This window comes from Kitasatospora paranensis, assembly GCF_039544005.1.
GTDB classification, from domain to species: Bacteria; Actinomycetota; Actinomycetes; order Streptomycetales; family Streptomycetaceae; genus Kitasatospora; species Kitasatospora paranensis.
On sequence record NZ_BAABKV010000001.1, the window covers coordinates 1,933,656 to 1,953,948 of the forward strand.

The window sequence follows — 20,293 nt, forward strand, 5'->3', positions numbered from 1 at the left end:
GCGCAGCCGGGGTGGCGCGGGGGCGCCGGGCACGGCGCGGCAGGACGGACCACCGCATTCCCCAGGGTGCGGACACGGACCGGACGGCCGCCTCCGCGCCCGACGCCCGCACTCCACCCGGGCCCTCGCCGGCGGCACCCGTCTACCGCCGGCGGCGGACGGCTCGTCAGGAGCCGGCATTCCCAGTCGGCCAGGAAGGGACCCTCACCAGCCCATGTACTCCACAGCCAGCACCGGCACCCGCCCGGCCCCCGTCGTCGAACCGGGCACGGCGCGCCACCTTCCGGGCCAGGCCCGCACCGGGCTGCGGCCCCCACCGCGACCGGCGGCCGGCCCGCTCCCCGAGCCGTCGAGCTGCGCGACCCCCGCGCCGGGCTCGTCCGCGCACCGCTCGCCCCGCGGCCCGGTGAGGCGGGCGCACGGTCCGCCGGCGGGCGCCTGCTGACCACCCGTACGGGCGACGGGTTCGTGGACCGGGTCGACCCCGCGGCGCTGCAGACGCCCGCGGTGAAGGCCGCGCTCGCCGCCGTCTCGCGGATATGTCCCGCCTTCCTCCCCCGGCAGGTGCTGCGGGAGGGGAGCCGGCACATCCTGGTGGCCGGCACGATCGGCCGGGCCCCGGTGGTGGCGAAGTGCCTGGCACCGCAGGCGGCCCGCGACGAGCAGCTGGTCGAGCGGTTCCACCACGAGGTGGCCGTGTACCGGGCGTTCGTCCGGCACCGTCCGCCGGTGCGGCTGCCGCGCCTGGTCGCGGCCGACCACGACCGCTGCGTGCTGGTGCTGGAGCGGATCCCCGGCCGGCCGGCGGCGCGCGAGCGGCACCCGGTGAACCCGCCGACCCCGGGCGAGGTGCGGGCGATGCTGGGCGCGGTGCGCACGCTGAACCTGTGGCGCCCGCCGTCCGACGTGTTCGGCAAGCCGCTGGACTACCAGATGGAGATCGCCCGGTTCCACTCGGTGGGCCAGCTCACCGACCGGGACGCCGGCGACCTGCGGCAGCTGCTGCACGGCCTGGCGAACACCAACTGGCAGCTGTGCCACGGTGATGCACTGCTCGGCAACATGCTGCTCGCGCCGTCCGGCCCCGTCCTGCTGGACTGGGAGGAGGCCGGCTGGTACCTGCCGGGCTACGACATGGCGGTGCTGTGGAGCGTGCTGTCCGGCGACACCGCAGCGCGCCGGCAGATCAGCCAACTCGCCCAGGCGGGAGGCACACTGGCCCGGGACGCCTTCCTGGTGAACCTCGTCCTGGTGCTGATGCGCGAGATCCGGCTGCACGACGTCCCGGGCGCCGGCGAGGAGCAGCGGATCATGATCCGCCGGCTGTACGACGACGCCGGGCTCGCCCGACGCGCGGTGCGGGCGGCGGTCGGCACCCGCTGAGCGGCAGCTGCCGAGCCGCACCTGCCGGTCGGGGCCGCCGGTCGCGGCGGCCCCCGCGACGGACGGCATCGCGCCGGACGGGTCAGCCCCGGCGGGGGCACCCCGTTCCAGGGCCGCGCGGCCGACCGCGTCGAGCACCGTCTCGTCGGCGGCGAAGTGCATCCGGCCGCTCAGGACGTCGCGCAGGTAGCGCTCCAGCGGGTGCCGGCGGCTGAGCCCGGGGTGCCGGTGAGCGTGACCGCCTGCTGGACGGTGGCCACCGCGGCCCGGTTGGCGAGCAGCTGGCCGGCCGCGCTGCGGGCGACGGCGGCCGGCTCGCCGCGGTCGATGCCGGCCGCGAGCGCGGCGAGCAGCTCCTCGGCGCCGATCAGCGCGGCCTCGATCTCGCCGAGGGCCGCGCGGTAGCGGGGCAGGGTGGCGAGCGGCTCGGTCAGGTTGGCGGGGGTGCGCTGCCGGAGGAAGCGGATCAGCCAGTCCTGGGCGGCGCGCGCGGTGCCGAGGTGGACGGCGGAGAGCGCGAGGTCGTGCCAGGCGCGGGTGGCGTCGGCGGCGGCCTGCCGTTCGGGCGTGGCCGGCCCGGGCGGAACGAGCCGCACCGCGTGGTCGGGGGCGACCCGGACGCCGTCGAACAGCACGTCGTGTCCGGCGCTGGCGCGCAGGCCGAGCTGGTCCCAGACCGGGTCGATCTCCAGGCCGGGGCTGTCGCCGCGGACGAGGAACAGGCCGGTGCGGGGCTCCGGTTCGTCCGTCCGGGCCGGCACGGCCATCCAGGCGAGCGCCTCCGCGCCGCTGCAGTCCGTCTTGCGGCCCGTCAACTTCCAGGCCTCGCCGTCCCAGTGGGCGGTGGTCGTGGGCTGCGCACCGGCCGGCAGGCCCGGTTCGGCGCGCAGCGCGGAGAGCAGGGCGGGCCCGCGCCGGGACTCGGTGAGCAGCCGCCGGTAGCCGGCGGCGGGCCACAGGCCGGTGCGCGACTGCTCGGCGTGCAGCAGCAGGGTGTGGGCGGTGAGCACGGCCACCGAGGCGTCGCCGCGGCCGAGTCCGGCCAGTACCCGGACGGTTTCGGCCAGGCCCGCGCCCGGTCCGCCGTGCCGGCGGGCCACGGTGAGGGTGAGCAGCCCGGCCTCGTGGACGGCCTCGACGCCCTGGTACGGGAAGGTGCCGTCGCGGTCGTGCTCCTCGGCACGGGCGGCGAGCAGGTCGGCGACGCGGGGCAGGCGGCCGAGGGCGTCGGCAACGGCTGCGGCGCCGTCGACCGGGGGCGCGGCTGGGGTCATGGTGGGGCCTCCGGGCGGGCAGCTGGGACGCGGCGGGTGCTGGCGGCACGCGGGCCCGGCGGCGGCCGGTTCGGACGCTCCGTCGTCCCGGCCCCGATGGGGCGGGCGGGCGGCCGCGGGCACCCGGTGTTGCGCGGGGAGGGGGCGGTTCGCCCCGGTCAGCGGCCCGGACAGGTGCCGCCCGCGTCCCGGCGCAGGTCGAGGTGCCTGCGACGGGTGAGCAGCGGGAGACGGCACGGCATGCCGTGACTGTACGAAGCGTTGATCGCCACCGTCAAGCACTCCCCGGGCGGTGCCCTCAGCCCTGCTGGAACATCTCCGCCGGCAGCGGCTTGAGCAGCTGGTAGAGGTCGTCCGCGATCGGGCGGTCCCAGGAGGCGATGGTGACCAGGACACCGTCGCTGCGCCCGAACTGGGAGCAGAACACCCGGCCTTCGCTGACCTTGACCTTCTTCACGATGAGCAGGTCGTCGCCCAGCATCACCGGGAAGTCCTCGGTGGAGACGAGGTCGACCTCCTCGGTGTTCTCCAGCGCGGCCAGCAGCTGGCGGACCTCGAACGGGACGCCGTCCTCGGTCTCCCGGGCCGCCGATCCCTCCGGCAGGTTGCCGATGAACATCGCGGGGCCGCGGCCGCCGTAGAGGTCGTAGCGCAGGAAGATCCCCTGGCAGGAGCCGTCCGCGCCGGTCATGATCATGGCTCCGAAGTGACCGGGCCAGTCGCCCGGGTCCATCGCGAGCACGTCGAAGTCCGGACCTGCGGGGGAGCCGGAGCGACGGCGGAGGAAAGACATGGCACCATCGTACGTGGCCGGTGCCCGAGGCTCGCCGGACGGGTCCGGCGACGCTCCGTGACGAGTGTCGGTGACTTGCGGGGGATCTACGCTCAGGGACCAATGTTGACTCTGAGCAACCGTCCGGGCTACGTTCGGTTCAGCACGAGAAACCGCCGTGGGCATGACCCACCGGGGGGCGGCTTGTTCGGGCGTGCCGTGTCACGCCTTCCCTCATCCAGCACGTCGTCGTGCGAAAAGATCTGACCGGCCGTCTGCCGTGCGGCGCCCCTGCGGGCGCCGGAGGGCGGGCGGGGCCACGATCGACAACTCCACAGACCAGGTTCGCGGGGCCCCTGGGCCGTCGCACTCGCGGACCTGTCCGGGACACCGCCGCGTGGGGGCGTGCGGATCCCGGACGATCCGGTGCCGCGGTCGAGTAGCTCTTGACCGCGGGGCCACCACCTCCCGGCGACTGCCGTGCCCCTTCGTGGGGTGCGGGACCGGCCGACGCACCTGGTGCGCTTGGGGATCACCTCGGGAGGAGCTCGTCGCCGGCGCCGGTGACGGGTAGGACGGCCGGCGCCGTGCACGACCGCGTGGGGGCGGTCGGCACGGCGTCTGCCTGCTCCATACTGTGGGCCGCTGCTTGTCCAGCAGTCAACGAGTTTCGGACCATCAGAATTCATTTGTGACCTCCGGGGCGTCACCAGGGGTTCATCCGGGCCCCGCGGGCCCTCCTCCGGCGCGTTCCCCGCCGGGCCTGCCCCGGCCGCCCGGTGGATCAGCCGAGGTCGAACTCGCCGTCCCGGGCCCCGAGCACGAAGGCCCGCCACTCGGCCGGGGTGAAGATCAGTGCCGGGCCGTCCGGGTCCCGGCCGTCCCGCATCGCGATCAGGCCGTCCACGAACGCGATCTCGACGTCGCCCGCCGTCCGGCTGCCGGAGCGCCACTCGGCCCCGCTCAGGTCCGGCCGGAGCTTGCCGCCGGTCTCCGGCGTGGTCGCGGTCTCGGTCGCCATGGTGGTTCCTCCCGAAGCGGTGCTGGTCCGTCGTCGATCCAGCGTAGCCAGCACGCCGGGCCGGTCCGGCCGGCATCGGCGGATCACCTGCCCCGGGGCGGCCCGCTGTGGTATCGGGAGCGGCAGACACACGGCCCGTGTTGGCCCGTGCCGGCCGGACGGGCTGCCAGAGTGGTGCCCGAAGCACCCCGTCCAGATCCCGCAGCCCCCAGGGAGCAGCCGATGGACCGCAGGGCCGGCACCGGTGCCGACGTGATCCCGATCTCCGACGCACCGTCGGCCCCGTCCGGTCCGACCACGCCCTCCCCCGGGCCCGCGCAGGTGCCGCGGCCCAGCCGGCCCGCGGGGCTCGGCCGGGTCGGGGTGGTGCTGGTCTCGCACAGCCAGGAACTCGCCCTGGCCACCCGGGCGCTGGCCCTGTCGCTGGCCCACAACGACGACCCGGCACCGGTCGCGGCGACCGGCGGCAGCCTGGACGACGGTCTCGGTACCAGTGCCGTGCTGATCGCGGCCGCCGCCCGGCGGGTCGACCAGGGGCACGGGGTGGCGGTGCTGTCCGACATCGGTGCGGCCGTCTCCACCGTGCTGACCCTGCTGGCGGAGGCCGACGAGCACGGCCTGCCGTTCCCGGTGCGGTTCGCCGATGCGCCGTTCGTGGAGGGATCGGTGGCCGCGGTGCTGACGGCCACCGCGGGAGGGGACCTGGCGGCGGTACTGGACGCCGCAGAGGAGACCTACCGTCAGCACAAGGTATGACAGATCGCCCGCGCGGCCGTCTCGGCCGCCGATAGCATCGGCGCAGTGCGCGGGGCGGGGAGCCCCCGCCGGAGTGGGGGAGAACCCGCGATGCGCGTGGTCGTGACCGGCGGAGCCGGATTCATCGGAGCGAACCTGGCCCGGGCCCTGCTGGCCCGCCCGGAGGTCGAGCAGGTCCGGGTGGTGGACGACCTCTCCACCGGCGACAAGGCCAACCTGGACGGTCTGGGCGTGGTGTTCCACCAGGGCACGATCCTGGACAGGGCCCTGCTGGACGAGGCGTTCGCCGGCGCGGACGCCGTGGTGCACCTGGCGGCACTGCCGTCCGTCCCCCGCTCGGTGGCCGACCCGCTGGCCAGCCACCACGCGAACGCCACCGGCACCCTGGAGGTGCTGGAGGCGGCCCGCCGGGCCGGTGGCCTCTACGTCGCCGCGGCCTCCTCGTCCTCGGTGTACGGCGCCAACCGCGAACTGCCGAAGCGCGAGACGATGCGCACCGCGCCGATGAGCCCGTACGCGGTCAGCAAGCTCGCCACCGAGTCGTACCTGGCGGCGTACCACCACTGCTACGGGCTGGGCGTGCTGCCGCTGCGCTTCTTCAACGTGTTCGGTCCGCTCCAGCCGGCCGGGCACGCCTACGCCGCGGTGGTGCCGGCCTTCCTGGACGCGGCGCTGGCCGGGCGGCCGCTGACCGTGCACGGGGACGGCGGCCAGAGCCGCGACTTCACCTACGTCGGGACGGTCGCCCAGGTGCTGACCGAGGCCGTGCTGCGCCGGGTCGTCCACCCGGATCCGGTCAACCTCGCGTTCGGCACCCGGACGACGCTGATGGAACTGGTCGGCGAGCTGGGCGCCGTCCTCGGCCGCCCGCTGGAGACCGCGCACACCGAGCCGCGGGCCGGCGACGTCCGGGACTCGCAGGCGGACAACGCGCGGCTGCGCGAGCTGTTCCCGGAGGTGGTGCCGGTGCCCCTGCGCGAAGGGCTGGAGCGGACGGCCGAGTGGTTCAGCTCGCGCTGAGCCCCTCGCCGTCGAAGTCGAAGACGGTGCGCTCGGCGCCGGCCAGGGCGGTCTTGAGCCGGCGCAGGGCGTAGTCGTCGAGGTCCGGCAGGGCGTCCGGCGCGAACCAGCCCACCTCCAGCGACTCGTCGTCGTTGACCCGGGCCTCGCCGGCCACCGGGCGGCAGCGGAAGGTGAGGTCGAGGTACTGGGCCCGGTCGCCGTTCGGGTAGTGCAGCAGGGAGGAGACGGACACCGAGGTCAGCAGCTCGGGGACGACGGTGACCCCGGTCTCCTCCATGACCTCGCGGGCCAGGCCCTCCGCGGGCTGCTCCCCCGGGTCGAGGATGCCGCCGATCAGGGCCCACCGGCCGTTGTCGCTGCGCCGCCCGAGCAGCACCCGCCCCCGGTCGTCGACCACCACGGCGGCGACGCCGGAGAGCCAGAGCGGGCGGGTGCCGACCACGGCACGCAGGTCTGCGAGGAAACTCGGAATGGCCATGACCCGACCCTACGGCCTGGCCGCGGCCGGTCCGCCCAGCGGCCGGGCGGGAGAGCCGACGACCACCGCACCCGCGGCGACGTCCCGGGTGACCACCGCCGCCGCGCCGACGAAGGCGCCCGGCCCGACGCTACGGCCCTGCAGCACCACCGCGTTGGAGCCGACGGTGGCTCCGTCGGCCAACCGCACGGACCCGGACACATTGCCGCCGGGGTAGACGGTGACCCGCTCGCCCAGCACGGCGTCGTGACCGACCGTCGCGTTGTAGTGGACCTGGCTGTGCCGGCCGAGGCGGACACTGCTGGAGACGTACGCCCCGCCCATCACCAGGCAGCCGGGGGCGAGTTCGGTCTCCGGGGCGATCAGGGCGCGCGGGTGGACGAGCACGGCGGGCTCGCCGCCGGCCGCGTCCAGCAGGGCGGCGAGCCGCTGCCGGACGGCGGGATCGGCGATGCCGACCAGGTAGCGGGCACCCGCCGGGAGGTCCTCGGGCGCGCGGACGGGCAGGCCGCGCACGGTGGTGCCGCGCGCCCGGTCGTCGAGGAAACCGGTGACGGGGACGCCGGCCGCGAGGGCGGTGTCGAGGGCCTCGCGGCCGACGCCACCGGCGCCGGCGATCCAGAACTGTGGTGCGGTCATGGCTCGCTATTCTGGCGGGCCCCGGTCAGGACGCCTCCTCCACGGCCCGCTGGGCGAGCCGCGGTGCGGTGGCCTGGCGCGGCAGGACCACGCGGGTGGGCGGGGCGGATATGGCGGATGTGTCGGAGGGCACGGGGAACCCGGGGTTGACCCCGCCCGCGGCGGTGACCCCGGCCGGGCGGAGCAGCACCTTGACGGTCAGCAGCAGGATCCGCAGGTCGAGCACGAGCGAGCGGTGCGCGATGTACCAGAGGTCGAGTTCGATCCGCTCGGGCCAGCTGATCGAGTTGCGGCCCTGCACCTGGGCCCAGCCGGTCAGGCCGGGCCGGACGGCGAGGCGGCCGCGCTGGTGGTCGGAGTAGTGGACGACCTGCTCGGGCAGCGTCGGCCGGGGGCCGATCACGCCCATCTCGCCGCGTGCGACGTTCCACAGCTGCGGCAGTTCGTCCAGGCTGGTGGTGCGGAGCAGGGCCCCGAGGCGGGTGATCCGCGGGGCGTCCGGCTCCTCGGGGAAACGTTTGTCCCGCATGGTGCGGAATTTGAGGATGTCGAACTCGCGGCCGTCCCGGCCCGTCCGGGTCTGCCGGAACAGGGCCGATCCACCCATGGTGCAGCGGATCATGACGACGATGAGCAGGCCGAGCGGGATCGCGACGATCCCGGCCAGGGCGGCGATCGCGAGATCGCCGCCGCGCCTGATTCCTCCCCCGACTGGCTGCATGTGTCCCCCAACTGGTGTGGTGGTGTGCCGGCCTCAGCCGACCGTCCAGGGCAGTTGTCGTGCCCTGGCGACGGCCGCATAGGTCTCCAGGGAGACCCGGGCGACCGCCCGCTGGTCGAACTCGGCCAGGGCGCGGCGGCGGGCCGCCGCACCCAACTGCGCGCGCAGGGCCGGCTCGGTGAGGAGCCGGCCGAGCGCCGTGGTGAGCGCCCGGGCGTCGCCGGGCGGGGCGAGCAGCAGGTGCTCGCCGTGGGTGCCGATCTCCCGGCAGCCCCGGATGTCGCTCAGCACCATCGGCAGGCCGCAGGCGGCGGCCTCCATGGCCGAGCGCGAGAACCCCTCGCGGTACGACGGCAGGACGAAGACGTCGAGCGCCGCGTAGAGCTCGGGCATGTCGGAGCGGCTGCCGAGGAAGTCGACGCCGGCCTCCGTGCCGGCCAGCGCGTCGGGCTTGTCCGGGTCCTCGGGGCCGATCCAGACGAACCGGGCCTTGCCGGCCAGCGCCCGGGCCGCCTCGGCGTACTCGGCGATGCCCTTCTCGGCGACCTGCCGGCCCACCCCGCCGACCAGAATTTCGTCGTCGGCGACGCCGAGTTCGCGGCGAATCCGGGCGCGGGCCGCCGGGCCGGCCGGGAAGCGCGAGAGGTCCACGCCGTTGCCGACCACCCGTGAACGGTACCCGGGCACGGCGGGCGCCAGCGTGCGCCGGTCCTCGCCGTTCTGGTACAGCTCCGCGTGCGAGAAGCGGGCCGCGAAGGCCTCCGCCCCTAGCACGAACGCCCTTTTGGCGAACGGGTCGTGGGCCTGCGCCCAGAGCCCGTGGCAGGTGTTGACGACGACCGGCACCCGGGCCAGCCGGCCCAGGACGCGGCCGAGCACGCCGGTCTTCGGATTGTGGGTGTGCAGCACGTCCGGGCGGATCCGGCGCAGCACCGCGAGCAGCTCCCGGCCGGCCGCCGCGTCGGCGCGCGGCTGCCAGGCCCGGGTGAGGGCGTGCAGCGGCTCGTGCCGGACGCCGATCGCGGTGAGCTGCGGCACGTACGGGCCGGGCGCACTGATGCCGTACGTCTCGAACCCGGCCTCCAGGTCGACCTTGAGCTCGGTGGCCAGCAGCAGCTGGAGGCTCATGTCGACGGTGGTCAGGTGCGCCACCCGCAGCGGGCGGCCGCCGGGGCCGCGCAGCCGGGGCGGGAGCGGGAGCCGCTCAGGCACGTGCGCCCACCGCCTTCGCGGTGGCGACGATGCGGGCGTAGGCCCGCTCGGGGACGAGCCGGCCGTACAGCTTGGCGCGGAAGAAGTCGATCGGGTCGGTGCGGCGTACCGGCACCCGGCAGAAGCGGGCCGGGTCGGAGCCCGGGAGGTTCCGGCCGACCTCGCCGGTGGCGGCGGTGCGGAAGCGCGCGCGCAGGGCGACCGCCATGTGCGGCACCGGCACGCCCCAGGTGTAGGCGAAGTGCCGCGGGCGGGTGCCGAGGTGCTCCTCGACGTCGTCGCTGCAGCCGTCCAGCTCGGCGGTGGTCAGCAGGGCGGGGCGGGCGTGGGTGCGGGTGTGGTTGGCGACCGTGCAGAGGCCGGAGCCGGCCATCTCGCGCAGCTGGTCCCAGCTCAGCCCGGGGGCGCCGGGGCCCTTCGCGGTGGAGCCCTCCCAGCGCATCTCGCCGCCGACGTGGCCGCTGGCGAGGTAGACCGTGAAGGGCAGGCCACGCTCCTTGAGCAGCGGCCAGGCACGCTCGTACACGTCGGCGAAGCCGTCGTCGAAAGTCAGGACGGTGCTGGGGGTGCGGCGGCCGGCGGCGAGCCGGTCGCCGGCCTCGTCGATGGAGACCACCCGGCCGGGCGGCAGGTCCGCGAGCAGGTCGAGCTGGGCGGTGAAGTCCGCGGTGGCGACGTCCAGTTCGTCCGGGGTGCCGCCGCCGATGCGGTGGTAGATGAGGAGCGTGGCACCCTCGCCGGGGGTCGAGCCCGCGGCACGGGCCAGGCCGCGCTTGAGCGTGGTGCGGAACCCTCCGGCGGCCGCGGGCGCGGCGGTCGTCCCCATCGTTACCCCTCCGCGGCGCCCTCCCCGGCGCCGGCGAGCCCAGCCCGGCGGCAGGTGCGGCGCCGGGCGGGAACCACAGTAGGGGGAGATGTGGGGCTGCTGCTGGCTAAATGTGAAAGAAGCGCGGAGGTGGGCCGAAACCCGTACGGTCCGGTCGTTCCTGTCCGGATCCGGACCGCAACCGGGACGCGGAACGCACAACGGCGGACAGCCGCCGCGCAGGCGCCAGGAGACAGGCCGTACGGGCGGAGCCCCCGGCGGGCCCTACAGTGCGGAGCCGCCGCCGGGGCGCAGCGGGGGCCCCGAGGGACGCAGCCAGGCCACCGCGACGCGGGTCAGCAGCAGCACGCCGGCGGCCAGGCAGCCCGCCACCGCCATCGCCCAGGCCGGGCCGTCGCTCTGCGGCACCAGGACCGCGACCAGAATGCCCGCGGCCACACAGGCGGCACCGACCGCGGTCAGCAGCAGCTTGTGGCGCTGCAGCGCACAGCCGCTCCAGGCCCGTGCCCAGCGTGTCACCGAGTGGTGACCATCCGTGCCCATCATGCCTTCCACGGTATACCCGTACCCCGTGCGCGGCCCGTCATCCGGTGCGCCCCGGGGCGCCCGGGCGCCCCGAAAGCGCCCCGCGAAAATTCGCCGTCCGCCGTACAACCATCCGGCCGGCCTGTGGGTCTCCACTACATTGAGCGATCCAGGAGCCGTCCGCGGCACGGGTAGGGAGTCCCCACCGCGGTCCGGATCACCCGGGGCGGAGCCGCCGTCCCCGGGGTCGGCGGCCGGGCTCCGCCTGCCGACGGTACCGCCACGCCGCACTCCGGCGACCGAGGGGGAACCGCGTGCCGTACTCCGTTGCCACGACGACCATCAGCACCCCGCCGTCCACCGTCACCGCCGTCCGGCCGCGGCCGGCCGGCCGGGCCACGGCCGGCCGTGACCGCGGCAGCTGGCTGCGGCTCACCCCGGCGCAGCCGCTCTTCCGGGCCCGGGCCGCACAGCGGCTCGCGGTGCTCGCCTACCACGGGGTGACCGACCCCCGGTCGTTCGCCCACCAGCTGGACCGGCTGCGCCGGCTGGCCACCCCGGTGTCGCTGCCCGCAGTGGAGCGCGCGATCGCCGAGAACCGACCGCTGCCGCCGCGCTCGGTGCTGATCACCTTCGACGACGCGGACCGCACCGTCCTCACCCATGCCCTGCCGGTGCTCGCGGCGCGCGGGATCCCGGCGGCGGCGTTCGTCATCGCCGAGCTGATCGGCACCGACCGGCCGTTCTGGTGGCACGAGGCGGCGTTCCTGGCCCGGCACGGCGGCCGGGCGCGGCTGCTGCCCGGCGGCCACCCGGGCCGGGTGCTGGCCCGGCTGCGCGAGCTGCCCGACCCGGACCGCAGACGCTGCCTGCACGAACTGCGGGTCAGCGCCCACCGCCGGCCCCCGCACCAGGAGCAGCTGCGCCCGGAGGACCTCCGGACGCTGCGCTCGGGCGGCGTCACGATCGGCAACCACACCCTGGGACACCCCAGCCTGAGCCGCTGCGACGACTCGACGGTGCACACCGAGATCACCGGCGCGCACCTGGCCCTGACCCAGTGGCTGGGCGAGGCGCCGACGGCGTTCGCCTACCCCGACGGAGGGTACGACCCGCGCGCGGACGCGGTGCTGCGCAGCCTCGGCTACCGGCTCGGCTTCCTCTCCGACCACCGGCTCGGCCCGCGGCTGCCGGCCCATCCGCTGCGGATCAGCCGGCTCCAGGTCGACTCGACGACCGGCAGCCGGCGGTTCGACACGATCCTGTCCGGGCTGGAGCCGGCCCTGCAGCGCTGGCGGGGTTCGCCGGCCTGACCGGCCCGTTCCGCCGGGGCCGGAAGCGGCCCCGGCAGACCCGGGCCCATCCTGCCGGAGCCGCGTATCGCGGAGGTATCGCGCCGCCGGTCCTGCCCTCCCCTACCGGCCGGGCCGGACCGGCTCCGGCTCCGGCTCCGGCTCCAGCAGGCGGTCGCGCAGGGCCGCGACCACCTCCGGTCCGGCCTCCAGCCGCTGCGCCGCGTACCCGGCCACCGATCCGTACCGGTCGGTGAGCCCGGCAAGGAAGAGCTCCATGATTCGGGCGGGCGCGCGGCCGTAGCCGGGCCAGCGCAGTTCCCCGTCCGGATGGCGGGCGTGCCATTCGGCCACCAGCCGGCCGGTCGCCAGCTCCGTACGGGCGAAGTCGGCGAGGACATCCTCCTCGCCGACCCCGAGCAGGGTCAGCACCAGGGCCGCGATCAGCCCCGTACGGTCCTTGCCCGAGAAGCAGTGGAAGACGGTCGGGCCGTCCTCGTACGCGATCAGTCGGAGCACCTCGGCGATCTCGGCGACGCCGTCCTCGGCCACCTCGGCGTACCGCTCCGCGAGGTAGGGCGCCGGGTCGGTCTCCGGGCCGAGCGCGGCCTGGTCGTACGGGCGGTGCTCGATCGACAGGTTGTACCAGCGCCGACCCGGAAGGTCCGGGATGCGGGCGGTCTGCGCGATCTCCCACGGGTAGCGGAGGTCGATCACCGTGCGCACGCCGAGGGCATCGAAGCGCCGCAGGTCGTCGCCGGCCAGCTTGCCGAGCGAGTCCGACCGGTAGAGCAGGCCGTCGCGGACCGTCCGGCCGTCGGCCGTCCGGTGGCCGCCGAGGTCGCGGAAGTTGCAGAGGCGCTCGAACAGTCCGTCGTCGATCATGCGTTCACGCTAGGGGAACGGCCTGCGGCGGCGGGCCGGAACGCCGTACTCCGCGCGGCCCGGGCTCAGCCCGCCGGAACGGCCGACGCGATCAGGGCGCCCTCCGGGTAGCCGAGCGCGGCCCCGGTCAGCTGCGAGGACCGCCCGTTGTGCAGCACCGTCAGGGTGCCCGATCCGGGACCGATCGCGGCGGCGTCCAGCCGGCGCAGCACCTGCGCGGCCACCGCGTCGGCCGACCCGTGGAACCGGACCCCGGGCGCGGCCCGGTCGGCGACCGCGGCCCTGATCTCGTCCCGGACCATCTCGTAGTGGGTACAGCCGAGCACGACCGCCGTGGTGCCCACCGGGGTCCGGGCCGCGGCGTCCGTCACGGCGCCGGCGATCGCGGCCCGGTCGCCGCGCTCCACGGCGTCGGCCAGCCCCGGGCAGGCAACCTCGGTGACCTCGGCGGCACCGCCGAAGTCCGCGATCAGACCCCGCTGGTAGGCGCTGCCGGTGGTGGCCGGGGTGGCCCAGATCGCCACCGAGCCGCCGTCGGCAGCGGCCGGCTTGATCGCCGGAACGGTGCCGATCACCGGCAGACCGGGCTCCAGCTCGGCGCGGAGCCGGGCCAGGGCGTGCACAGAGGCGGTGTTGCACGCCACCACCAGGGCATGCGGCCGGAGTGCGGCGGCGGCCCGCGCACAGGCGAGGGCGTGCTCGGTGAGATCCTCCGGGGTGCGCGGGCCCCAGGGCATGCCGTCCGGATCGGAGGAGAGCACCAGGTCCACGTCCGGGCGCAGGCGCCGCAGGGCGGCCGCCGCTGCGAGCAGGCCGATTCCGGAGTCCAGCAGTGCGATCTTCACAGGGCACGACTCTACCGAACGGCCCCGGGCGGCCCCCGTGCGGCAGACTGCCGGAGTGACGTTCCTGGTGTGGGTGTCGGGGTTGTCCCTGGTGGTGTGGGTCTGGCTGACCGCGTGCCACGGCATGTTCTGGCGGACCGACCAACGGCTGCCGGCCCGGGCCGAGCCCGCCCGCTGGCCCTCCGTGGCGGTGGTGGTGCCCGCCCGCGACGAGGCCGGGGTACTGTCGGCCTCGCTGCCCGGCCTGCTCGCCCAGAAGTACCCCGGGCAGGCCCGCGTGATCCTGGTGGACGACCACAGCAGCGACGGGACGGGCGCGCTCGCCGAACGGCTCGGTGCCCAGGGCGGGCTCCCCCTGACGGTGGCCGTCCCTCCCCCGCTGCCCGCCGGCTGGACGGGCAAGCTCTGGGCGCTGCGGCACGGCGTCGAGCTCGCCGGGGACGTCGACCACCTGCTGCTCACCGACGCCGACATCGCGCACGGCCCCACCTCGCTGGCCGACCTGGTCGCCGCGGCCGAGACCGACGGCCTCGACCTGGTCTCGCAGATGGCGCGGCTGCGGGTGGCCACCGGCTGGGAGCGGCTGATCGTCCCCGCGTTCGTCTACTTCTTCGCCCAGCTGTACCCCTTCCGGCGGAGCAACCGTCCGGGCGCCCGGACCGCCGCCGCGGCGGGCGGCTGCTCGTTGGTGCGGCGGACGGCGCTGGAGCGGGCCGGCGGGGTCGCCGCGATCCGCGGGGCCGTGATCGACGACGTGTCGCTGGCCCGGGCGGTCAAACGGACCGGCGGCGCGACCTGGCTGGGGCTGGCCGACCAGGTGGACAGCGTGCGGCCGTACCCGCACCTGGGCGAGCTGTGGCGGATGGTGTCGCGCAGTGCGTACGCCCAGCTGCGCCACTCGCCGCTGCTGCTGGCGGGGACGGTCCTCGGGCTCGGGCTCGTCTACCTGGTGCCGCCGGTGGCGGTGGCGGCCGGGGCAGCGGCCGGACGGCCGGCGCTCTGGGGCACGGGGGCGGCGGCGTGGGCGCTGATGGCGGGGACGTTCGTACCGATGCTGCGCTACTACCGGCAGCCGGCCGCGGCGGCGGTGCTGCTGCCGTTCACCGCGGGCCTCTACCTGCTGATGACGGTCGACTCGGCGGTCCAGCACTGGCGCGGCCGCGGCGCCGCCTGGAAGGGCCGGACGTACTGAGGGGCCGGCCCGGGAAGGCCGGGCGGCGCCGGGAACCGGGCGGGCGGGAGGGGCAGGGCAGCTGCCCTTCCGCCGCGCGCAGTTCCCCGCGCCCCTCGTGGTGAGCCCGCCACCGGGCGCGCCAGTACCGAAGCCCGGGAGGGCCGAGCGGAGCGGGGGAACCGGGCGGGCGGGAGAGGCAGGGCAGCTGCCCTTCCGCCGCGCGCAGTTCCCCGCGCCCCTCGTGGTGAGCCCGCCACCGGAAGCTCCCGCCCCAAGCGACGACCGTCGGCGCCGGGTTCGAGTGCCCGGAGGCGAGCGGGCGACTCCCGCCCCGAGCCGAAGGGCGCGCCGGTGCCGAAAGCGAGGAGCGACAAGCGACCGACGAAGGAGGGAGTGCCGGAGCGACGAACGTCGGCGCCGGGTTCGAGCGCCCGGAGGCGAGCGGGCGACTACACAGCGAAGCGGCGGGCCTGTTCGGCGACGCGGCGGCCGAGGTGCTCGGCGGTGGAGAGGTCGGACTTGTGCATGGCGTCGGCGCCCTGGTCGCCGTTGGACTGGGCGGCGGCGCCGAGCCAGAAGCCGAGGCGGTTGAGGTCGTACTCGGAGGCGGTGGACTTGTTCCAGCCGGGCAGCAGGCCGAGGTTGACCCAGGTCATGCTGTGCTGGGCGGCGAAGAGCGAGAGGGACTGCAGGCTGTGCAGCTTGTCGCCGCTCTTGGCACCGGAGTTGACGAAGCCCGCGGCGAGCTTGTCCTTCCACTCCTGCTTCATCCAGCGACCGCTGGTCTTCTCGACGAAGGTGCGGAACCCGGCGGAGACGTCGCCGAGGTAGGTCGGGGAGCCGAAGATGATGGCGTCGGCGGCGTCCAGGACGGCCCACTGCTCGTCGGTGATCTCGTCGACCGCGATCAGGTGGACGGTGGTGCCGGCGACCTCCTCGGCGCCCTGGCGGACGGCCTCGGCCTGACGGGCGGTGTGGCCGTATCCGCTGTGGTAGGCGACGGCAACGGTGGTCTCGCGTGACATGGCGTCAGATCCCTCTGCTGGTAAGGCGACTGAAGTCGACACCGGCGTGATCCGTACCCGCACCGGCCCGACCCTGCGATGCTCGCAGCACCCCGGAGCAGGCCACAACGGCAGATCAGAGACTCCGATGGGTCGGGCCCGCGGGTCCGTTCAGCGTCCGAGCAGCCGCAGGGCGGCCGGCTTGGTGAACTCGTAGCGCACCATCTGCTCCAGGTCGCGCAGCCAGCCCGCCGGCCCGGGCGGGGCGGCCAGCACCTCGCGGTAGATCCGCTCGAAGGCGGAGGCGACGCCGTCGAGCGAGAAGCGCCCGACGATCCATTCCCTTCCCCAGTGCCCGAGTTCGGCGCGCTGGTCGGGATCGTCGAGGAGTTCGCGGATCTGGGCGGCCAGTCGCTGCGGGTCGCGCTCGCCGTCGCCGAAGCCGTACATGCAGCGGGAGGCGTGCGGTTCGACCAGCGGGCCGGGCCGGTGGATCGCGGTGTAGCCGGCCGCGCCGTGGACGATCACGGGCTTGCCGAAGGCGAGGCCGCGCAGGGCGGAGCCGCCCATGCCGAGGACGAGGTCGGCGGCCTGGTAGGCGGGCCGCGGGTCGGCGGACTGGCCGGGGACGAGGATCGCGTCGCGGCCGAGCGCCCGGTTGGCGTCGGCGGCGCGGACCCGCAGCCGGTCGAGGCTCGGGCCGGCGCCGACGATCACCAGCCGGATCCGCGGGTCGGCGAGCCGTCGGACGGCGTCGACGGTGAGCTCGGCGCCCGCGTCCTTTTCCAGGTCGGGCACCAGCCGGGTGACGATGGCGAGCAGCAACTCGTCGTCCGCTATGCCGTGTTCGCGGCGGAAGGCGGTGCCGTCGACCACTCCGGGAGCGTCCGTGCCGGTGTTGACGGGCGGCTCGATCAGGCGGACGTCGCGGTGGCCGAAGGCGCGGCCGTCGCCCATCAGGGCGCCGAGGCCGAGGACGAGGGGCTGGTGCCGGGGCAGGCCGCGCAGCATCCGGATGCCGTAGAAGGTGGTGACGACGGGGATCCGGCCGAGCCGGCCGGGCCCGAAGTAGGCGTTGCGGGCGGCGCGGACCTCCCAGGCGTGCACGAGGTCGCTGCCGTGGTCGGCGGCGACCCTGTCGAGCCTGCGCCGGACCTCGCGGTGCGGGGTGTCCGGGCCGCCGGCCACCACGACCTGGAGGCCGTGGCGGGCGGCGACGTCGACCAGCGGCGCCGTGCCGGCGATCCCCTGCGCGAAGAGCACCGGGTCGTGTCCGCGTTCGCGCAGGGTGCGGGCGATGTCGACCGCGTTGAGCTGGGCACCGCCGAGGGCGAGGTTGTTCAGGTGCACCAGCACACGCACGGGTCTCATCCGGTCATTCCTCCCACTGGTGCGGTACGAACACGGGCGCGGCCAGCACCACGGCGCGCGGCGGGGTGTCGAGCATCGGGCCGAACACGTCGAACTGGCCGACGGAGTGCCAGCTCATCAGCGTGCCGCCGTCCGTCCTGCCGATCGAGTACACGCCGGCCCACAGGGTGTACCGGCCGCGCGGCAGCGGCAGCCGCGGGATCACGCAGACCGCCTCGTGGTCCTCGCCGTTGAGCCGGACCTCGTGGCTGATCTGGAAGATCGGGCTGGAGGTGCCCTCACTGACGCCGAGGTGCAGGGTGGCGTCGCCCCGGTAGTCGCCGCCGAGGGTGAGCTCGACGGTCATCGGCTCGTCGGTGGTGAGGCTGTCGCGGTCCTCGCCGCGGATCGCGTGCTTGAGCAGTTGGAGCGGCTCACCGGTGCGGGCGCCGCCCTCGGACTGCGCCTCGATGGAGTCGCGGTAGCCGGCGAGGGCGTCCTTGATCCCGGCGTCCACCCGGACGGTGCCCTGCTCCAGCCAGATGCCGCGGCGGCAGATCGACTCGACGGCGGGCAGGTCGTGGGAGACGAAGACGATGGTGGTGCCCTGCTCGGCGACCTCGCGCATCCGGTCGAGGCAGCGCTGCTGGAAGACGGCGTCGCCGACTGCGAGGACCTCGTCGACCAGCAGGACGTGCGGCTCCAGATAGGCGGCGACCGCGAAGCCGAGCCGCATCTGCATGCCGGAGGAGTAGAACTTCACCTGCCGGTCGATGGCGCCGCCGAGCCGCGCGAACTCGACGATGTCGTCGAAGCGGGAGGCCACCTCGCGGCGCTTGAGCCCGAGCAGCGCGCCGAACAGGTAGACGTTCTCCCGGCCGGTGAGGTCCGGGTGGATGCCGGCCCGGATCTCGATCAGGGCGCCGATCCGGCCCCGCACGTCGATGATCCCGCCGTACGGGTACATCACCCGGGTCAGCATCTTCAGCAGGGTGGACTTGCCGGAGCCGTTGGAGCCGATCAGGCCGACGGCCTCGCCGGGCTCGATGTGCAGGTTGATGTCGCGCAGCGCCCAGCGCCAGTCCTCGCCGCGGCCGCCGCGCAGCCTGCGGGCCATCGACTCGACCTTGTCGCGCAGCAGCATCCGCTGCTGGTCGGCCTTGAAGCGCTTCCAGACGTGCTCGGTGCGGATCGTCCCCAGGTCCAGGTCAGGCGACATCGGCGATCCCCGTTTCCAGCTTCTTGAAGAACAGGTAGCCGCCGACCAGGAACACCAGCGAGGAGACGGCGGCGATGGCGGTGAGTCCGAGGTCGGGTGCCTGGCCGTAGAGGAGGGCGCGGCGGTAGCCCTCGATGACGGCGCCGAGCGGGTTGATCCCGCAGTAGATCTCCTGGAGCCGGACGGGGATCTTGGCCAGCGGGTAGGCGACCGGGGTGGCGAAGACGCCCATCTGGGTGATGATCGGCAGGAGGTGGCGGACGTCGCGCAGGTACACCACGGCCACCGACATGATCAGCGCCACGCCGTAGGTGAAGGCGAACTGGATCAGCAGCAGCGGCAGCGCCCACAGGAAGGTCACCGCGGGGGCCGTCCAGAACAGCAGGAACAGCAGGCCGAGCACGGCGGTGCCGATGAGCATGTCGACGGTGGCGACCAGCATGGTGGCGAGCGGGAACACCTCGCGCGGGCAGTACACCTTGTTGAGCAGGCTGAGGTTGTTGGCCAGGCTGAGGGCGCCCTGGTTCATCGTGTTGCTGAAGAACTGCCAGACGATCAGCCCGACGTAGGCGAACAGCGTGTAGGGCGCGCCGCCGGTGTCGATCTTCACGGCGCGGTGGAAGACCAGGGTGAAGATGGCGCACAGGGCGAGCGGGGTCAGCACCGCCCAGGCGAAGCCGAGCACCGCCTGCTTGTACCGGGCGCGCAGGTCGCGTTCGGCCAGCGCGCGCACCAGCTCGCGTGCGCCCCACAGTTCACGGGCGACCTGGGCCGGGCGCAGCCGGCGTTTGAAGACCAGGTCGGGCGGTGGTCCTTCGGGTACCGAGGGCCCGGTGGCCGCCCGGTTGTCGCGCTCGTCGACGACCTGCGCGCTGAATCCCCCGGGCCCCCCGCCCTCTCGTTCCGGCTGTGGAAAGGGCCGCTGTTCGACAGGGGCGGCCCAGGCGTCCACTCTGGCACAACGTGTGCGCGCGGGGGCTGGTTCGGTGAAGGTCGGGCTGCTCAGCGGCGGTGCCGGGGGCGGGCGTTCAGTGCGGGGCGACCATCGTGTCCAGTGCGGCGGGGATCCGGTCGACGCCGCCGGCGCTGGTGGGGGTCGTCCGTTCGTCACCGACCAGGACGGTGGGCAGTTCGGTGATCCGGTTGCGCACGAGCTGTGCGGAGGCGTCGGCGGTGAGCCGGCCGACCTCGTCGGAGCGGTAGGCGGCGCGGAACGCGGTGGCGTCCAGGCCCTGGAGGAGGGCCCAGGCAGCGGCGCGGTCCTCGGTGGTGAGGTCGGTGTGCTGCTCCCGGACGGCGCGGAAGACCGCCGCCTGGAGCCGTTCGGCGACGCCGAGGCGCTCCAGGGTGTAGTAGAGGCGGGCGTGGCCGAGCTGGGTGCGCTCGTCCGGGCCGTCGGGCCAGACCGCGGGGATGCGGCGCAGCACCACGTCGTCGTGGTGCCCGGCGGCCCAGCGCTCCAGCGAGGGCTCCAGCTGGGCGCAGTGCCGGCAGCCGTACCAGAAGAACTCGACGGCCTCCCGGGGCTGGGCCGAGGCCCGCGGCCGGGGCGCGGGGTGGACGGCGTGGGCGCCCTCGCGGGGCACGTCGGGGGCGGCGGCCGCGGCCGCGCCGGGCGCGAGCCCCGCGGTGAGGACGGCCAGGGCGGTGGCGGTGCGCAGCAGTTTCACGGCCGTAGCCTGGCAGTGACGGAGTGCGACGATCCAGCCGCGGCCGGGCGGTGGGCGCGGATTCCCCCGAACGGCCGAGGGCCGCCGGGGGCGGAGGGGCCGTAGGAAGGTACGAGGTGCCCCGGCGGGCGGCACGGGGGTGTGGAGGATCGGACGGTGTCCCGGCCGCGTGCCGGCACGGACCATGGTGAGGCTGGCGTGTCCCCGGACCGTCATGCCACCGG

21 protein-coding genes are annotated in these 20,293 nt (G+C 75.1%); 5 read left to right on the plus strand and 16 right to left on the minus strand.

Annotation, left to right across the window (positions count from 1 at the left end):
- The first annotated feature begins 354 nt into the window (after positions 1-354).
- Entirely contained in the window at positions 355-1,383 is a 1,029-nt protein-coding gene (locus ABEB13_RS09705) for an aminoglycoside phosphotransferase family protein (RefSeq protein WP_425559959.1), read from the plus strand.
- Positions 1,384-1,553: 170 nt separating this feature from the next.
- Here ABEB13_RS09705 and ABEB13_RS09710 read toward each other — a convergent pair whose 3' ends face one another.
- The 3 genes from ABEB13_RS09710 to ABEB13_RS09720 all read right to left on the minus strand — a co-directional run bounded on the left by ABEB13_RS09710 (position 1,554) and on the right by ABEB13_RS09720 (position 4,450).
- A complete protein-coding gene (locus ABEB13_RS09710; protein ID WP_345705160.1) occupies positions 1,554-2,657 on the minus strand; it encodes an acyl-CoA dehydrogenase family protein in 1,104 nt (367 codons plus the stop codon).
- A gap of 298 nt (positions 2,658-2,955) precedes the next feature.
- Positions 2,956-3,450 carry a hypothetical protein gene (locus ABEB13_RS09715; protein ID WP_100891197.1) on the minus strand — a complete coding sequence of 165 codons (495 nt, stop codon included), beginning with the start codon at positions 3,448-3,450 and terminating at the stop codon, positions 2,956-2,958.
- A 763-nt stretch (positions 3,451-4,213) separates the two neighbouring features.
- A complete protein-coding gene (locus tag ABEB13_RS09720; RefSeq protein WP_345705161.1) occupies positions 4,214-4,450 on the minus strand; it encodes a DUF397 domain-containing protein in 237 nt (78 codons plus the stop codon).
- 222 nt (positions 4,451-4,672) lie between these two features.
- Between ABEB13_RS09720 and ABEB13_RS09725 the strand changes: the two genes are divergently transcribed.
- Together ABEB13_RS09725 and ABEB13_RS09730 are read left to right on the plus strand one after the other, a co-directional pair.
- Entirely contained in the window at positions 4,673-5,206 is a 534-nt protein-coding gene (locus ABEB13_RS09725) for a PTS-dependent dihydroxyacetone kinase phosphotransferase subunit DhaM (protein WP_345705162.1), read from the plus strand.
- 90 nt (positions 5,207-5,296) lie between these two features.
- Complete coding sequence (locus tag ABEB13_RS09730) at positions 5,297-6,226, plus strand: NAD-dependent epimerase/dehydratase family protein (protein WP_345705163.1); 930 nt, start codon at positions 5,297-5,299, stop codon at positions 6,224-6,226.
- On the opposite strand, the gene ABEB13_RS09735 is transcribed toward ABEB13_RS09730, so the two are convergent.
- From ABEB13_RS09735 to ABEB13_RS09760, 6 genes are all read right to left on the minus strand, one after another.
- Positions 6,213-6,707 carry an NUDIX hydrolase gene (locus tag ABEB13_RS09735; protein ID WP_345705164.1) on the minus strand — a complete coding sequence of 165 codons (495 nt, stop codon included), beginning with the start codon at positions 6,705-6,707 and terminating at the stop codon, positions 6,213-6,215. The two genes, ABEB13_RS09730 and ABEB13_RS09735, sit on opposite strands and share 14 nt — an antisense overlap.
- Before the next feature lie 9 nt (positions 6,708-6,716).
- Positions 6,717-7,346, minus strand: coding sequence for a NeuD/PglB/VioB family sugar acetyltransferase (locus ABEB13_RS09740; protein WP_345705165.1), 630 nt, complete (start codon positions 7,344-7,346; stop codon positions 6,717-6,719).
- A gap of 25 nt (positions 7,347-7,371) precedes the next feature.
- Entirely contained in the window at positions 7,372-8,067 is a 696-nt protein-coding gene (locus ABEB13_RS09745) for a sugar transferase (RefSeq protein ID WP_345705166.1), read from the minus strand.
- Between the two features lie 33 nt (positions 8,068-8,100).
- On the minus strand, positions 8,101-9,279 hold the full coding sequence (locus tag ABEB13_RS09750; RefSeq protein ID WP_345705167.1) for a glycosyltransferase: 1,179 nt from the start codon (positions 9,277-9,279) through the stop codon (positions 8,101-8,103).
- Positions 9,272-10,105 (minus strand): polysaccharide deacetylase family protein, encoded by an 834-nt coding sequence (locus ABEB13_RS09755; RefSeq protein WP_345705168.1) that lies wholly within the window; start codon positions 10,103-10,105, stop codon positions 9,272-9,274. The genes ABEB13_RS09750 and ABEB13_RS09755 overlap by 8 nt, the downstream gene beginning before the upstream one ends.
- A 264-nt stretch (positions 10,106-10,369) precedes the next feature.
- Complete coding sequence (locus ABEB13_RS09760; protein ID WP_345705169.1) at positions 10,370-10,651, minus strand: hypothetical protein; 282 nt, start codon at positions 10,649-10,651, stop codon at positions 10,370-10,372.
- Between the two features lie 293 nt (positions 10,652-10,944).
- Here ABEB13_RS09760 and ABEB13_RS09765 point away from each other — a divergent pair, with 293 nt between their 5' ends.
- Positions 10,945-11,943, plus strand: a complete 999-nt coding sequence (locus ABEB13_RS09765) for a polysaccharide deacetylase family protein (protein WP_345705170.1) — start codon at positions 10,945-10,947, stop codon at positions 11,941-11,943.
- A gap of 102 nt (positions 11,944-12,045) precedes the next feature.
- Here ABEB13_RS09765 and ABEB13_RS09770 read toward each other — a convergent pair whose 3' ends face one another.
- Both ABEB13_RS09770 and ABEB13_RS09775 read right to left on the minus strand, forming a co-directional pair.
- Positions 12,046-12,807 carry a tyrosine-protein phosphatase gene (locus tag ABEB13_RS09770; RefSeq protein ID WP_345705171.1) on the minus strand — a complete coding sequence of 254 codons (762 nt, stop codon included), beginning with the start codon at positions 12,805-12,807 and terminating at the stop codon, positions 12,046-12,048.
- A gap of 65 nt (positions 12,808-12,872) precedes the next feature.
- On the minus strand, positions 12,873-13,652 hold the full coding sequence (locus tag ABEB13_RS09775) for a glutamate racemase (RefSeq protein WP_345705172.1): 780 nt from the start codon (positions 13,650-13,652) through the stop codon (positions 12,873-12,875).
- A gap of 55 nt (positions 13,653-13,707) precedes the next feature.
- Between ABEB13_RS09775 and ABEB13_RS09780 the strand changes: the two genes are divergently transcribed.
- Positions 13,708-14,844, plus strand: a complete 1,137-nt coding sequence (locus tag ABEB13_RS09780; protein ID WP_345705173.1) for a glycosyltransferase — start codon at positions 13,708-13,710, stop codon at positions 14,842-14,844.
- A 431-nt stretch (positions 14,845-15,275) separates the two neighbouring features.
- Here the strand turns inward: ABEB13_RS09780 and ABEB13_RS09785 are convergent, their stop codons facing one another.
- The 5 genes from ABEB13_RS09785 to ABEB13_RS09805 form a co-directional block, all read right to left on the minus strand.
- Complete coding sequence (locus ABEB13_RS09785) at positions 15,276-15,851, minus strand: flavodoxin family protein (RefSeq protein ID WP_100891183.1); 576 nt, start codon at positions 15,849-15,851, stop codon at positions 15,276-15,278.
- Positions 15,852-16,001: 150 nt separating this feature from the next.
- Positions 16,002-17,201 (minus strand): glycosyltransferase family 4 protein, encoded by a 1,200-nt coding sequence (locus ABEB13_RS09790; protein WP_345705174.1) that lies wholly within the window; start codon positions 17,199-17,201, stop codon positions 16,002-16,004.
- A 4-nt stretch (positions 17,202-17,205) separates the two neighbouring features.
- Positions 17,206-18,399: an ABC transporter ATP-binding protein gene (locus ABEB13_RS09795; RefSeq protein ID WP_100891181.1), complete on the minus strand. Its 1,194-nt coding sequence runs from the start codon at positions 18,397-18,399 to the stop codon at positions 17,206-17,208.
- On the minus strand, positions 18,389-19,351 hold the full coding sequence (locus tag ABEB13_RS09800; RefSeq protein WP_345705175.1) for an ABC transporter permease: 963 nt from the start codon (positions 19,349-19,351) through the stop codon (positions 18,389-18,391). The genes ABEB13_RS09795 and ABEB13_RS09800 overlap by 11 nt, the downstream gene beginning before the upstream one ends.
- 76 nt (positions 19,352-19,427) lie before the next feature.
- A complete protein-coding gene (locus tag ABEB13_RS09805) occupies positions 19,428-20,069 on the minus strand; it encodes a thiol:disulfide interchange protein DsbA/DsbL (protein WP_345705176.1) in 642 nt (213 codons plus the stop codon).
- Positions 20,070-20,293: the final 224 nt, after the last annotated feature.

Bases quoted from the DNA above. Each gene is read 5' to 3' on its own strand.
- ABEB13_RS09785 (WP_100891183.1), bottom strand. From the start codon at position 15,851: ATGTCACGCGAGACCACCGTTGCCGTCGCCTACCACAGCGGATACGGC.
- ABEB13_RS09730 (WP_345705163.1), top strand. From the start codon at position 5,297: ATGCGCGTGGTCGTGACCGGCGGAGCCGGATTCATCGGAGCGAACCTG.
- ABEB13_RS09710 (WP_345705160.1), bottom strand. From the start codon at position 2,657: ATGACCCCAGCCGCGCCCCCGGTCGACGGCGCCGCAGCCGTTGCCGAC.
- ABEB13_RS09740 (WP_345705165.1), bottom strand. From the start codon at position 7,346: ATGACCGCACCACAGTTCTGGATCGCCGGCGCCGGTGGCGTCGGCCGC.
- ABEB13_RS09795 (WP_100891181.1), bottom strand. From the start codon at position 18,399: ATGTCGCCTGACCTGGACCTGGGGACGATCCGCACCGAGCACGTCTGG.
- ABEB13_RS09745 (WP_345705166.1), bottom strand. From the start codon at position 8,067: ATGCAGCCAGTCGGGGGAGGAATCAGGCGCGGCGGCGATCTCGCGATC.
- ABEB13_RS09790 (WP_345705174.1), bottom strand. From the start codon at position 17,201: ATGAGACCCGTGCGTGTGCTGGTGCACCTGAACAACCTCGCCCTCGGC.
- ABEB13_RS09755 (WP_345705168.1), bottom strand. From the start codon at position 10,105: ATGGGGACGACCGCCGCGCCCGCGGCCGCCGGAGGGTTCCGCACCACG.
- ABEB13_RS09725 (WP_345705162.1), top strand. From the start codon at position 4,673: ATGGACCGCAGGGCCGGCACCGGTGCCGACGTGATCCCGATCTCCGAC.
- ABEB13_RS09715 (WP_100891197.1), bottom strand. From the start codon at position 3,450: ATGTCTTTCCTCCGCCGTCGCTCCGGCTCCCCCGCAGGTCCGGACTTC.
- ABEB13_RS09735 (WP_345705164.1), bottom strand. From the start codon at position 6,707: ATGGCCATTCCGAGTTTCCTCGCAGACCTGCGTGCCGTGGTCGGCACC.
- ABEB13_RS09770 (WP_345705171.1), bottom strand. From the start codon at position 12,807: ATGATCGACGACGGACTGTTCGAGCGCCTCTGCAACTTCCGCGACCTC.
- ABEB13_RS09720 (WP_345705161.1), bottom strand. From the start codon at position 4,450: ATGGCGACCGAGACCGCGACCACGCCGGAGACCGGCGGCAAGCTCCGG.
- ABEB13_RS09760 (WP_345705169.1), bottom strand. From the start codon at position 10,651: ATGATGGGCACGGATGGTCACCACTCGGTGACACGCTGGGCACGGGCC.